Here is a 14,252-nt window from a genome sequence, read left to right as displayed (position 1 = left end):
GGCAGGAACGGTCTGCTGCGGCTGCCCGCGCCCTGAATAGACACACTACGGTCATTCCGCCATGGCCGCCCTAACTAACGTTTAAGAAAGAAGCGGACGAGCAGGAAGTTGACAGGCACACAGATGCAAAACATCGGGATGGGTGCCACCTGCTTTGACAAACCGAACCAGAGAAAGAGGTTGAGGGTGAGCATTTGCAGCGTATAGTTGACCACATGGCTGAACAGAAAGCCGGCACCACGTCGCGCGTTGGCCTTGACACGGAAAGTAAACTGCGTGGAAGCAAAGAAGTTGAAGACAAAGCTCAACACATAGCCGACAGTCATGGCCACCGTGGACCAGAGATGGGCATCGCCTTGCGTGGCACGGGCTGGGATGAGCTGTATCAGTCCGTAGTAGATGGCATACTGTAGCAGGGTGGCCGTAACACCAACGATGGCAAAGCGAATGACTTCACCCACCTTACCCGACATCATGGCTTTCATCTGCATAGGCAAGCATTTCCTTGTCGCCCCGGCTGTCGCCGTAAGCTGTAATGAAATAGTGTGACCGTTCGCTGTCCAAGTCTGGCAGTGCTTCTTTGAGCCTGCGCACCTTCTCCGGACCATAACAGTTGGGCGTCAGAAAGCGCCCTGTAAGCCTTCCGCCTGCAGTCTCAACACGCGTGCCGACGACGTTGACCAGCGGAGTAGGATCAAAGAATGGAGCAACCCAGTTGTCCACACTCGCGCTGACAATATAGACGGGGCAACCTTTGGCAATGGCATTCTCCATCACGCTCCAGATCTCCTGCCTGATGATCCGCGGCTTTGCAGTTGCCGCAAAACGACGGCAGAGCTCCCCGAAGGCCTTCTCTTCCATGCCCTTGAAGCAGCGGGAGAAGAGCCGCTCCTTGGTACGGCCATTGTCGATGAGCCGCAACTTCATCAGTACAAGGCGCGGCAAGAGAAGGAAAAGACAGCGCAGAAACCACACCGTGCCACGGGCAAAGCAGATGAAAGCGATGAGCGTATCACGCGTGGTGAGCGTGCCGTCAAAGTCGAAGACAAAAACTCTCTTATCCGACATAGATGATGATAATGAAAGTAATCAACCACGCCAGCACATCAAGCTGGATAAACCGGTCGTGAAGAATGACATGAGTAGGATTGCCGCTTTTCTTGTCAACGACAGCTATCTGGAGATAACGCAGCAGCCCCAACAGCACGTAGATACTGGTGAGGTAGAGATCGCCGGAGTGGAACCGCTCCGTGGTCTCAGGACTGACGGTGTACATGATGTAGCACACAAGGGTGACTGAGGCCGTGATGGTGAGCGCCTGATTGATGAAAGTGGAATTGTACCGGCTGGTATTCCTCCGCGGAGCCTCCCCCGTGAGCTCCATGCGCAGCACGTCGTCGCGCCGCTTGGCGAAGCTCATGAAGAGGGCGATGAGAAAAGTCATGAGCACAATCCAACTGCTTAGTCGGATGCCCGTGGCCGCACCACCTGCCTCCATGCGCAGCACGAAGCCGAAAGCCACCACGCACACGTCGATGATAGCGTACCGTTTAAGCCACATGCAATAGACGAGGTTGAGAAACCAGTAGAAAACGATGATGGCGGTGAGCGCCAACCTGTTGGTAGAAGTCCACACGCTGCCGCACACTACAAGGCTCAGCAAGAACATCAGTGCCATGAGCCCATAGGCCTGTCTCACGGTTACGGCTCCGGAGGCGATGGGGCGGTGACATTTCTCCGGATGGCGGCGGTCATCGGCCACGTCGTAGATGTCGTTGAAGCAATAGATGCTTGAGGCGGCAAAACTGAAGGCAAAGAAAGCGGCAAGGCCTTCAGCCAAAGCGCCGAGATGGAAGAGTGCACCGCCAAAAAGGATGGGCGCGAACACGAAGAAGTTCTTCATCCACTGAGCTGGGCGGAGAAGCCTCAGCAGGGCAGTTGTCTTTTTCGTCTTTTTAAAAGAATTGTCAGCCGAACCGGTCATATCTGTTATTTCTACTTGCAAAAATAATCAATAAAAACTATATTACCAAACGGGCAACGCGATTACACTGTAAAGGCGATGCGATTACACCGTAAAGGCAATGCGATTACACTGTAAAGGCAACGCGATTACACCGTAAAGGCAATGCGATTACACCGTAAAGGCAACGCGATGGTATAGGTTACTTCAATCGATTGTATATCAAACATTTACAGAATATTATTTTTCAGGATTTCGCACGCAAGCACGCTCAATGGCTCCCACGATAAGATTCACTACTTTACTCAGCAGCCATGCCAGAGGCAGTGTGGCGGCAATACACACGAGGAAAGTGTGCCAATAGCCCCACGACTTGGGCAGATAGTCGAGCACAAAGTGCAGATGGATGAGATAGCACTCCAGACTCAACGAGCCCACAAAGGACAATGAGCCGTTGAACCATCGCGGCGTGCGCCGCAGCACGCGGTTACAGATGAGGATGAAGGTGATGGTCAGCGGGATGTAAAGCATGCGCTCCACAAAAAGTGGGAACTGCCCGTGGCGCACCTCCTCAAGAAAGAAGCACGAGGCAAAGGTCATGACAAACATCAACAGGAGCATCCAAATGCCCTCTCCGTCGATAGTGCGCTTCTGTCTGACCATCTCGCCCATGTTTATGCCAATAAAGAAGATCGGCATACGGCTCCAAAAAATCTCTATATGACCCACAGCACGGTGAATGGGCGTGACCCACTCTACGAGAATGCACCACATGATCATCACCACAGGCAGCCAACGGTAAACAGGATGGCGGCGGATGAGCGCCATATAAGGCGGTGCCAGAAGATACAGCATCATGATGGCGGGGATATACCAGAAATTCAGCTCATCGTGAAGCCAGAAATTCCAGTTGAAACCTATCTCACCCACGAGGTTGAAGAATGAGGCGGTATCGTGGACGTGGAGGCGCGGGATATAATAGAGACAGGCAATGATGAGCCAGGCCGGATAGATGCGGATGAGACGGCGGAAATAAAAATACCGGTAGCGTGGTGTCTTCACCCACGAGAACCACAGTCCGACGCCGCTGAGATACAGAAACATGTCGACTCCAAGGTTGCCCATGCGGCGCAGTCCAAAGAAGATATCTGAGCGGGACAAATCTACATGGAAGAGGATGATGATGATCATGGCGATGCCCATAAGCGCACCGCGGAAACGAGAAATGTTGACAAGCTCAATATCAGGTATTTTCATAAGTGATCAAGATGTAAAGTCAGGGGGGCCGACCTACAACTTGGGGCTGGGAATGTGGCGCATCAACTTCATGATGAACCAGGCAGCCCCCAGACTGGCAATGGCGTAGAGCAGCAGCCCCGTATAGATATCGCCTTGACGCGAGATAGGAATGAACACTTTTCTGATGGCCGGATGGATGACAAAGAGCGCCGCCGAAATGTTGCCCATCCAGCTCAACACATAAACTACGCCACGACGAAGCCACACCAGCGGCAGTCTCATGATGGTCTTGACAAGATAAACCGACGCATAACATATCAGCAACGGCACGAAAATCCACATGTAAAACGAGCCCGACGCCGACACAATGAAAAACGAGCACGCCACCCAACTCATGAATAAGGCACCAAAACTTAGCCTTACCAGCATGATGCGTTCACCATATCGCGCGAAGAGCAGTCCCAAACCGAAAGGAAGCATCCCACCCATGAAGTTGTAGCGCCAATAGTTGATGGTCTCGCCCTCAGGGTTCATGAACAGCTGCGCACCTGTGCACACTACCATCAACCCCACAGTCCATCCCCAATGGCGGTGATAGAGCAGCAGGCGGTAGACGATGTAGAGCTGGAGCATGAGCCCGAAAAACCAGAAGGGTCCCGGCCAGATATTGTCGTCGGGATGCAAATAGAAGTTGTTGACCATCAGCAGCTGGCCGACGACTTGTCCCATCGTGTAGTGCCACGCTCCGGGCGTGATGGCATCGATAATGATAAAGCAGATAAAGCCCACGATCATCATCTTGAAGAGCTTGAGATAGTGGTAACGGATGAAAGGAAGAGCACCCACCCGCTTCTCGTCGAGCGTCGGCCTTGGCAGCCCTCCATACTTCTGTTCAAGGCCAAAAGCACTGAGGAAAAGAAAGATCGGCACACCGTAGTGGCCGAAAAAAGAGAACACATGGGCCGGGAAAAGCCAGTTGATGTAGGTTGCGCTCTGCGTGAACCAGTCAACATTGTGCTTGAAAAACTGATACTCATTTTCCTTCACCACGGGGTTGAGCCAGTGACAATAGTTGTGCAGGAAGATGCCAAGAATGGCGATACCTCTTAAGATGTTGCACTCGTAGCGTGTGAGCAATTCGCCGTTATGGCGAGGCGAGACTTCACTGTTATTCTTCATCTTTGAAAATCAATCTTTTTCATTTTAGCCTTTTACCTTTGCTCTTTTGCTTTTTCTCCAATTCCGATTTCTCGTTTCTCATTTTCAACTCATCGTAGTCTACGCTGTTTTTCAGGATACGCGGCCGCGTCTCATCGTATTCGGGCGAGAGAAGGTTGTACTCTGCATGGTAGTCCCTTGACTGAATGCCTGCAAGCCAGACGAGCATGTGTGGCAACGCATCCGTCATGAACCGCCGGTTCTTCGCGTCCTTAACTGCTTTGAACACTTCCGGCTCTCTGTGGGCATACTTGCGCGAGCACCATATCCAGAACGGCACCTCAAACTCGTAGTGGGCCAACGGCCAGTCGACCGCCGCGGCGTGGTTGCGGCAGAGAATGTCTCGGCCAGGCTCATAAATCTCTTCACCGTGGTCGGGCATGTAGACAATAATGGCATCCTTATTCTCGAAGCGCTTGACGATCTGCGTGACGATGGAGTCGTTGTAAAGGCACGCATTGTCATACTCCGCTATCATACGCCGGCGGTACTGGTCACCCGCAAGATCTGGGCGCAGCACCTTGTAATCGTCGGCCTTCCACTTGGCACGGTCTTTGGGATAACGTGTGTTGTAGCTCACATGCTGCCCTATAAGGTGGAAGATAATGAGGTTCCGACCTTTCAAGTCAATCTTCCCCTCTTTCAGAAAGGCGTCATAGTCGGACAGCAGTCCATCGTCAAAGGGGTGGAGCTGGGTGTTGCGGAGATCAAACTGAGCCTTGCTGAGCACAGGATCGTTAAGGAAGAATCCACCCGAAAAGTCGTAAACGGCCTGTCCGGCAGCAAGAAGGAACTGGTTGGTAAGGAAGGTGACCTTATAGCCCGCCTTGCGGAAGAGCTCCGGGAAAAGCGGATAGTCACACCACTCCCCTTTTTGCCCCACGACATGCATGGATAATACGTTTTTGAAAACGAAGCTCGTAAGATTCCAACACGACACCACATCATTGAATTTTGTCAGCCATCCGCTCCTCTCAAGCTTTTTCTGCCTTGGCGTATCTTTCTGCGGATAACCATAAAGCTGACAGTGAGCTTTACTGTAACTCTCACCAATGATGAGCACAATGGTCGGCGAGCGGAATGAGCATGAGCCTACACGTACCCGCTGAGAAGCCGCCACGCACTTGTCCACCTGCCGCGAGGCTAAGTGGTTGCTGTAGATGGAGAAGGCAAGCCGGTAGATAGGCAGATAAGTATTTCCATGATCGGGATCGGTAAGGATATGCTCTATAGAGCCGATGGTGTCGGCTGTCATCATCTTTGCCAGCCCCCGTTTGTTTCCCCAACTGGTGAAAAGGCTCCACACTAAAAGGGTCATCACGATGACACCGCACTCCGGATAAAGCATGTAGCGGCGGGAAAAGCGCAGGAAACCGAAGTTCACATGGGCGCGTAATTTCGGATAATCCACATGAAACAACCGGCAAAGCGGCTTGCGGAAGTCAATCACGACATGGACTGCAATGAGCAACACGATCCAGGCCACTGGAGAGGACAGCGTGTCGAGCGTAAGATAGGTGGAAAAAAACTCGCCGGCCTCGCGGCTGTCGGTCTCTCCCACAAGCATCAGCATTGAAGGGGAGATCACTGAACCGAACTTCCAAAAGCAGAAGACATCGGTCAGAGACACACTGTAAAGGACAACGTAGAAGGCCAGACGCACCCAACGACGCACCTTGCACGGGATGACAGCCAGTACCACACAAGCCACATAAAGGTCAAGAAAGAGCTCCAGCCACAAATTGTCGTAGACCTCAGCTCCCTTGCTATGGGGAAGCGTGAGAAAAGCACACAGTACACCCAAGGCGTACATAGTGACGAAAAACACTCCATTCTTAAGCAAGGGCAGCATGAACAGCCGCGCTACCCGACGAATCAATCTCATCTCTATTGTTGTTCGCTTTAATTCTTTGCAAAAATAGTATAATTAATCGTGATGGCAAAGTGTAAGTGGAAAATTAATTTGTATTTTTGCCGAAAATATCACCGACGCAATCGGTGAAAACACTCAGCTATGGATTACACACTCAACATCAGGGGACGACTGCTATCGCTTTCTCACCCTGTCGTCATGGGAATACTCAATTGCACGCCTGACAGTTTCTTTGCCGGAAGCCGCAAGCAGACTGAGAAGGAAATTGCCGAGCGCGCCAACCAAATCGTGACTGAAGGAGGCTCCATCATCGACGTGGGAGCGTTCTCTACCCGTCCGGGAGCCGATGAGGTGAGCCAAGACGAGGAGATGCAGCGACTGCGGCATGCCCTGCCCATCGTCAGGCATGAGCAACCCGACATCGCTGTCTCTGTGGATACCTACCGGCCAGAGGTGGCAAAGATGGCCGTGGAAGAATACGGTGCCGACATCATCAACGATGTCTCTGAGGGCGGTGTCACCGGTATCGTAGACAAGCCACTGGAAGAGCATTACGACGTGGAGAGCGATGAGAAATTCAAGTCATATCCCGCTATTTTCCGCATGATGGGCCGCTTGAAAGTGCCGTATATTCTGATGTCCGTGCAGGGCAATCTGCACGATATGCTAATAAACTTCTCACGTGAAGTGCAGCAACTGCGCGACTTGCACGTGAATGACATCATTCTCGACCCAGGCTATGGCTTCGGAAAGACGCAGGAAGAGAACTTCAATATTCTCAGCAACCAGCGAAAGCTCGAAGTCATGAGGCTGCCTATCCTCGCCGGGCTCTCACGTAAACGGCTCATCTGGAAGAGCCTTGGCATCACTGCCGACGAGGCACTCAACGGCACCACCGTCGTCAATACCATTGCCTTGCTCAACGGAGCCAGCATTCTGCGCGTGCATGACGTGGAAGCGGCCGTGCAAGCAGTAAGGCTCGTCACCCTCTCCAAATAACAAACAAACCATTAATACCCAACAGATGTTCTTCTCTTTCGGTATAAAAGACATCATCGACATTGTCACTGTTGCCCTGTTGCTTTACTATTTCTACCGGTTGATGAAAGAAAGCCGGTCGCTGAATGTATTCACGGGCATCATTGTCTTCGTCATCGCATGGCTCTTCGTCTCCCAGGTCTTGGAAATGCGGCTTCTGGGGAGCATTATGGACAAGCTTGTTTCCGTAGGAGTCATCGGACTCATCGTGCTCTTCAAAGATGAAATCCGCAAGTTTCTATATGAAATCGGCGAACGTCAGCGTGCGAGGAAGTTCATCAACTTCTTTTTTCGCCACGGCAACGAGCAGCAAGCCGACAAGGAAGCCATCATGCCCATCGTCTGGGCATGCATGGACATGGCCAAGGGCAAAGTGGGAGCACTCATAGTCATTGAGCGAGCCACGCCTCTTGACGATATCGTGCAGACCGGCGAGCTCATTGATGCCGATGTCAATAAACTGCTTATCGAAAACATCTTCTTCAAGAACTCGCCCCTCCACGACGGTGCCATGATCATTTCCAAACGACGCATCAAGGCTGCAGGATGTATCTTACCCGTCAGCCACAACATGGATATCCCCAAGGAATTTGGGCTTCGCCACCGCGCTGCACTTGGCATTTCACAAGCCTCCGATGCCATTGCCGTCGTCGTCTCCGAAGAAACGGGCCGCATTAGCGCTGCCATCAAAGGCAACTTCCGCCTGCGCCTCTCAGCAGAAGACCTTGAAAGCCTGCTCACAAAGGAAATGGTGATTAAATGATACAAAATGAATCAATATGAGAGAAGTGTGAAAAATATCCTTGTGTACAAGCTACATAAGGATATTTTTTTGTAATTTTGCAAAGTCTGCATGGCAATGACACAACACATCATCAATTAGTTTTACAGTCATCATTTACAATATTAATTATTATATAGTCATTTTACAATGAGCTTATTAGAAGAAATCGTGGCGCGCGCCAAAGCTGACAAGCAGCGCATCGTACTTCCTGAGGCTGAGGAAGAGCGCACATTGAGAGCAGCCGACCATGTGCTTGCCGACGAGATTGCCGACATTATCCTCATCGGAAACCCTGCGCACATCAGGCAGGAAGCCAAAGAATGGGGATTAAAAGACATTGACAAGGCAACGATTATCGATCCGCTCCACTTCAGCAAGACGGAGGAATATGCCGAGAAGCTCGCTGAGCTTCGTAAGAAAAAGGGCATGACCGTCGACCAAGCTCGTGAGCTCATCACTCACAACAACCTCTATTTGGGATGTATGATCATCAAGAACGGCGACGCCGATGGTCAGATCAGTGGTGCATTGAGCACTACCGGTGACACGCTACGCCCCGCCTTGCAGATCATCAAGTGTGCTCCCGGCATCACTTGTGTCAGCGGTGCCATGCTGCTGGTTACAAAATCGCAGTACGGCAAGGACGGTATCGTCGTCATGGGCGACGTGGCAGTAACCCCTAACCCCACAGCTGACCAGTTGGCACAGATTGCCTATACCACGGCACAGACTGCCAAGACCATCGCTGGCATCAATGAGCCGCACGTGGCCATGCTGAGCTACTCTACAAAAGGATCAGCCAAGGATGCCATTGACAAGACTACCGGCAAGAGCGTTTATGTCATCGACAAAGTTATCGACGCCGTAAAGATCGCCCGTGAAAAGTTCCCAGACCTGCAGGTCGATGGCGAACTGCAAGCCGATGCCGCCCTCGTGCCCGCTGTAGGACGGAAGAAAGCCCCACAAAGCAACATCGCAGGACGTGCCAATGTACTTGTGGTGCCTAATCTTGAAGTAGGCAACATCGGCTATAAGCTCGTGGAACGCTTAGGCGGCGCTACCGCCATCGGCCCCATCCTGCAGGGAATCGCACGTCCTGTCAACGATCTCAGTCGCGGCTGCTCTGTTGACGACATCTACTATATGGTCGCCATCACCAGCTGTCAAGCACAAGACGCAAAGAGACAATAACCTTCTCTCCTATCCCTTTTCCTAAAAACGGGGAAGGCGTTCATGAAAAGCACAAACATTCATATAATACAAGAAAAATGAAAATACTTGTTCTGAACTGTGGTAGTTCAAGCATCAAATACAAGCTCTACGACATGACCAACGAGTCAGTACTTGCGCAGGGCGGCGTAGAACGTATCGGCATCGAGGATGCCTTCATCAAAGTGAAGCTCCCCAACGGTGAGAAGAGACAGATCATGGCTGACCTTCCCACACACAAAGAGGGTGTAGCGCTTGTCTTCAAATGTCTCCTCGACCCAGAGATCGGCGCTATCAAGAGCCTCGACGAGATTGGAGCCGTGGGCCATCGCATCGTGCAGGGCGGCGATCTCTTCGAGAAGAGCTGTATCGTGACACCAGAAGTGGAGAAAGGTATCGAGAGCCTCATCGACCTCGCGCCGGTGCACAATAAAGGCCATTTAGCAGGTATCAAGGCCGTTGACGAACTCATGCCCGACGTGCCTCAGGTGACCGTGTTCGACAATGCCTTCCACTCCACCATGCCTGACTACGCTTATCTCTACGCTATCCCTTACGAATGGTACACGAAATACCACGTGCGCCGCTACGGTTTCCATGGTACCTCTCACCGTTACGTGTCTCATCGTGTGTGCGAGTTCCTCGGTGTGGACATCAAAAAGCAGAAAATCATCACCTGTCATATCGGCAATGGCGCTTCGGTAGCAGCCATCAAGTACGGCAAAGTCATCGACACGTCTATGGGACTGACGCCTCTGGCAGGCCTGATGATGGGCTCACGCTCAGGCGACATCGACCCCTCCGCTGTGTGTTACATGATGGAAAAGAGCGGCATGACGCCGCATGATATGTCGGAATACCTCAATAAGCAGAGCGGTGTCCTTGGTGTGGCAGGCATCTCCAGCGATATGCGCGACAACGAGAACGCTGACAACGAGGGCAATAAAATGGCACACCTCGCACTGCAGATGTACAACTACCGCATCAAGAAGTACATCGGAGCCTATGCTGCGGCCATGAACGGTGTCGATATCATCGTGTGGACCGCCGGTGTGGGTGAGAATCAGGAAGGCGTACGCTGGGATAGCTGCCAGGGACTGGAGTACCTTGGTGTAAAGATGGACAAGGAGCGCAACCATGTGCGCTCAAAAGAGCAGATTCTCTCAGCCGATGACTCCAAAGTGAAAGTCGTGATGATCCCCACTGACGAAGAGATCGTTATCGCGCGCGATACCTTAGCTTTGATCAATGGAAGGGAGCCTTCTGACTTCTAAAGCGTTCCCAACAATACCAACTACAAGCCGGCTGTTGTCCAAAAGAAGGACAGCAGCCGGCTTTTATTAGTATGCTCGGCATGAGTATTGTCTAACGGGTGCAAGTCCCGAGTAAGCCTTAATAGCGGGAATTACATAGCCAAAGGCAAGGGCGTCCATCGTGAGGTGGAATCTGAAAGAAGCCGGCGGCAAACATCTGACCTAACGAACAGAAACTTCATACAAGGCATATGACCGTGGGTAAGGTTGCTAAACAAATCAAAGCCCTATAGCTATTCGGAACGGTTGGTGTAAATGAAGTGGGTATAAGATGGAAAGACAATGCCCTTATCCGAGGAGGTCTCACGGACACTTCAAATAGTTTTTTTTTACGAAAGAAGTGGAGTAAAGCTTGCCGTGAGAAGTCAGCAGACGCCATAGTAGTGCAATACTCGATAACGTTGCATGAAGGGCTGAACCTAACAATCAAGCGATAGTAATTGAAACATACCTCATGAAGGAAAGAATGCAGAAAACATTATCCCAAGTTAATGGCTGCCCCCAAAGAGATAGGTCGGAAACCGAATGGTATGGGGGAGTGCAGACCTACATGTGGATGTGTGAAGACAACATCGTGGAAGTACCATTCGACAAGGAACACCTTTTCGAGCAAATCCTTAGCCCTTCAAATCTCAACCGAGCCTACAAGGCAGTTATGAGAAACAAAGGCTGTGGTGGTATCGACAAGATGTCGTGTGAGCAGTTGCTCCCATGGCTATTGACCAATAAGGACTTGCTCATCCGTTCCTTGATGGACGGCTCTTACCGTCCAAACCCAGTGAAAAGGGTAGAAATACCCAAAGACAATGGCAAGATGCGCCTGTTGGGAATACCTACAGTAGTAGACCGTTTGGTGCAACAAGCCATAAACCAAGTATTGACCCCCATCTATGAGAACCAATTTTCCAAGACGAGCTACGGCTTCCGTCCGAGAAGAGGATGCCATGACGCAATACGAGGAGCGCAAAGTATAATTAATGAAGGCTACATATATGTAGTAGACCTTGACCTTGAACGCTTCTTCGATACCGTGAGCCATAGCAAACTCATAGAAATTCTCAGCCGTACGATAAAAGACGGCAGAGTGGTCAGTCTTATACACAAATATCTCCGAAGTGGTGTAATGAACAAAGGCTTGTTTGAAGCGAGCGAAGAGGGAACTCCCCAAGGAGGACCGCTAAGTCCGTTGTTGAGTAACATCATACTCAACGAATTGGACAAAGAACTTGAACGCAGAGGGCTTCCCTTTGTACGCTATGCCGATGACTCGATGATATTCTGTAAGTCCAAAAGGGCTGCAATGCGAGTGAAGGAGTCTATAACCCGATTTATAGAAAATGTTCTATATCTCAGAGTCAACAAGGAAAAGACCGTAGTGTCGTATGTACGTGGAGTGAAATATCTGGGCTACTCCTTTTATGTGATGAAAGGCAAATGCCAACTCACTGTGCACCCAAAATCCAAAGCCAAGATGAAGTCAAGGTTGAAAGAACTGACAAGTCGCAGCAATGGATGGGGATATGCCAAGAGAAAGCAAAAGCTGAAAGAATACATAAGAGGGTGGGTTGGCTATTATCACCTTGCCAATATGAAGCGTCTCTTGCTTGAAACAGACGAATGGTTAAGACGTAGAATACGCATGTGTATATGGAAAGCTTGGAAGAAAGTCAAGACAAAAGTGGCAAACCTCATTAGATGTGGTATTAATAAATACCAAGCATACGAATGGGGTAATACTCGTAAGGGTTATTGGCATATAGCTAATAGTCCTATTTTAGCAACTGCAATAAGTAACAACAATCTACGTGCAGCAGGGTATGCTACTTTAATGGGGACGTATCTCGAATGGCACCCCAAAATAGGAACCGCCGTATGCGGGACCGCATGTACGGTGGTGTGAGAGGTCGGAAAACGAAAGTAGGAAGAAAACTACTTCGTTTTCCTCCTACTCGATTGTATTCATTCACTAAATATCTCGGTGAGCGAGCAATATCTCATTGACTTCACAAGACAAGACTGACCAAATAGAGCGCAATGGGGATGGTGACAAAGGCGATACCAATGAAGTCGATGATAACACCGGACTTGATCATCTTCGTAATCGGCACGTAGCCAGAAGCGTAGACGATGGCATTGGGTGGAGTTGACACCGGCAACATGAATCCAAGTGATGCTGACAGAGCCACGCCCACAGCCACCGGCACCGGACTGAAGCCTGCTGCCACAGCGGCACCGATGGCCAACGGGCCTACCATGTTGGTGGCGGCAGTGTGGGATGTCAGCTCAGACATAAGCAGCGACACCACACAGAAGACGGCGATGAGCGTCAACTGTGAGGGTTGACCGCCCATCCACGAAACGATGTTGTCGCCTATCCATTGCGATAAGCCACAACTGTACATCATGCCACCCATAGCCAGACCACCGCCAAAGAGCAGCAATGTACCCCATTCAATACCCTCCACAGCCTGTTTCCACGAGATGACCGGACGCGACTTGCCTTCCTCATTCTTGCCACCAGGGAGGAAGAATAGCACCAGTGCACCCAACATGGCCGCAATGGCTTCGGGGAAGTGATGGTTGTAAGTCTTCAGTACCGGACTGCTGCTGCCCAAGACCATGCTCAGGATGCCGGGAGTCACCCAAAGCACCACCGCCAAGATAAAACCAACCATGGTGTTTTTCTGCGCCAATGTCCACTTGCCGAGAGCCTGCCGCCTACGCTCCACAAACTCGTGGGCGCCCTCAATGCGCTTCACGTCAGCGGGAAACATCTTGCTGAGAATAAGGTAGGCAATGACGAAATAGATGATCATGGCCACGAAGCCCCATATCATCCACTGGAAGAAGCCTACGTTGATATGGCTCATTTCATCAAGAAACCCTAACATGATGATGTTTGGTGGCGTGCCGATAGGAGTCAGAACACCGCCAATGGAGCAAGCATAGGCTGTCATAAGCATCAGTCCGGTGGCATATTTGTAAGTCTTGAGATTAATGGTCTTACCCTTTTCCGCCATCATTTCACGAATGGCCTCCAACAGTCCAAGTGCGATGGGGAACATCATGGCGGCTGTAGCGGTATTGCTGATCCAGCCTGAACAGAGCATGCAAGCCAGTCCGATGGCAAAGAAAATGCGCCGCAGACTGTCGCCCACCCACCTCATGGACACAATACCATAAGAGATGCGCTTGTCAATGCCATTGACCATCATGGCCTTGGCAATAATGAATCCTCCCATAAACAAAAAGATGGTAGGATTGGCAAAAGCGGCAAAGGCCTCCTTCATCTTCACCACGCCAAAGATGACACAAAGCGAGGGCCCTACCAACGATGTGACGGGAATGGGCACCGGCTCCGTGATCCACCACAGGCAGACCAGTGTCATGATGGCAAGCAGCCTGTGTGCTTCAGGTGACAGCGAGCTGATGGGCGTGAGCCACACCAACAGAGCGCAGATAGGTCCACAGATAGCACCGATGAGCCGACGACGACGATCAAAGGTCGAATTACGCTGCTGCTCCTCAATGGCAGCAACATGGGGCAAAGGGTCTTTGGCTTTCATATAAACATCTTAAAAGGTTATTGTCAGGTAGAATCAGCAGGCAGAATCA

At 51.0% G+C, this 14,252-nt stretch carries 12 protein-coding genes; 5 read left to right on the top strand and 7 right to left on the bottom strand.

Translation table 11 applies throughout. The features are described from left to right. Positions 1 to 74 precede the first annotated feature (74 nt). From PREMU_RS04100 to PREMU_RS04075, 6 genes are all read right to left on the bottom strand, one after another. Positions 75 to 491 carry a GtrA family protein gene (locus tag PREMU_RS04100; RefSeq protein WP_007573347.1) on the bottom strand — a complete coding sequence of 139 codons (417 nt, stop codon included), beginning with the start codon at positions 489 to 491 and terminating at the stop codon, positions 75 to 77. Beyond that, positions 463 to 1,068 (bottom strand): HAD family hydrolase, encoded by a 606-nt coding sequence (locus PREMU_RS04095; RefSeq protein ID WP_007573346.1) that lies wholly within the window; start codon positions 1,066 to 1,068, stop codon positions 463 to 465. The genes PREMU_RS04100 and PREMU_RS04095 overlap by 29 nt, the downstream gene beginning before the upstream one ends. Then, positions 1,058 to 1,984 (bottom strand): decaprenyl-phosphate phosphoribosyltransferase, encoded by a 927-nt coding sequence (locus tag PREMU_RS04090; protein WP_007573344.1) that lies wholly within the window; start codon positions 1,982 to 1,984, stop codon positions 1,058 to 1,060. The genes PREMU_RS04095 and PREMU_RS04090 overlap by 11 nt, the downstream gene beginning before the upstream one ends. A gap of 219 nt (positions 1,985 to 2,203) precedes the next feature. Then, positions 2,204 to 3,220: an acyltransferase family protein gene (locus PREMU_RS04085; RefSeq protein ID WP_007573343.1), complete on the bottom strand. Its 1,017-nt coding sequence runs from the start codon at positions 3,218 to 3,220 to the stop codon at positions 2,204 to 2,206. Between the two features lie 33 nt (positions 3,221 to 3,253). Then, positions 3,254 to 4,381: an acyltransferase family protein gene (locus PREMU_RS04080; RefSeq protein WP_007573342.1), complete on the bottom strand. Its 1,128-nt coding sequence runs from the start codon at positions 4,379 to 4,381 to the stop codon at positions 3,254 to 3,256. Between the two features lie 19 nt (positions 4,382 to 4,400). Beyond that, positions 4,401 to 6,305, bottom strand: coding sequence for a phosphoethanolamine transferase family protein (locus tag PREMU_RS04075; RefSeq protein WP_007573341.1), 1,905 nt, complete (start codon positions 6,303 to 6,305; stop codon positions 4,401 to 4,403). A 129-nt stretch (positions 6,306 to 6,434) separates the two neighbouring features. Between PREMU_RS04075 and folP the strand changes: the two genes are divergently transcribed. From folP to ltrA, 5 genes are all read left to right on the top strand, one after another. Beyond that, on the top strand, positions 6,435 to 7,292 hold the full coding sequence (gene folP / locus PREMU_RS04070) for a dihydropteroate synthase (RefSeq protein WP_007573340.1): 858 nt from the start codon (positions 6,435 to 6,437) through the stop codon (positions 7,290 to 7,292). A gap of 25 nt (positions 7,293 to 7,317) precedes the next feature. Further along, positions 7,318 to 8,094 (top strand): diadenylate cyclase CdaA, encoded by a 777-nt coding sequence (gene cdaA / locus PREMU_RS04065; protein ID WP_007573339.1) that lies wholly within the window; start codon positions 7,318 to 7,320, stop codon positions 8,092 to 8,094. A gap of 168 nt (positions 8,095 to 8,262) precedes the next feature. Continuing rightward, positions 8,263 to 9,306: a phosphate acetyltransferase gene (gene pta, locus PREMU_RS04060; protein WP_007573338.1), complete on the top strand. Its 1,044-nt coding sequence runs from the start codon at positions 8,263 to 8,265 to the stop codon at positions 9,304 to 9,306. Positions 9,307 to 9,383: 77 nt separating this feature from the next. Further along, positions 9,384 to 10,598, top strand: coding sequence for an acetate/propionate family kinase (locus PREMU_RS04055; protein ID WP_007573337.1), 1,215 nt, complete (start codon positions 9,384 to 9,386; stop codon positions 10,596 to 10,598). 493 nt (positions 10,599 to 11,091) lie between these two features. Beyond that, on the top strand, positions 11,092 to 12,537 hold the full coding sequence (gene ltrA, locus PREMU_RS04050; protein WP_007572400.1) for a group II intron reverse transcriptase/maturase: 1,446 nt from the start codon (positions 11,092 to 11,094) through the stop codon (positions 12,535 to 12,537). Between the two features lie 103 nt (positions 12,538 to 12,640). Here ltrA and PREMU_RS04045 read toward each other — a convergent pair whose 3' ends face one another. Continuing rightward, positions 12,641 to 14,203, bottom strand: coding sequence for an SLC13 family permease (locus PREMU_RS04045; protein WP_007573335.1), 1,563 nt, complete (start codon positions 14,201 to 14,203; stop codon positions 12,641 to 12,643). Positions 14,204 to 14,252: the final 49 nt, after the last annotated feature.

Origin of the sequence: Hallella multisaccharivorax DSM 17128 (assembly GCF_000218235.1) — a bacterium.
GTDB lineage: Bacteria > Bacteroidota > Bacteroidia > Bacteroidales > Bacteroidaceae > Prevotella > Prevotella multisaccharivorax.
Note: the sequence above shows the minus strand (reverse complement) of the source record. Positions and strands in the feature narration are given on the sequence as shown.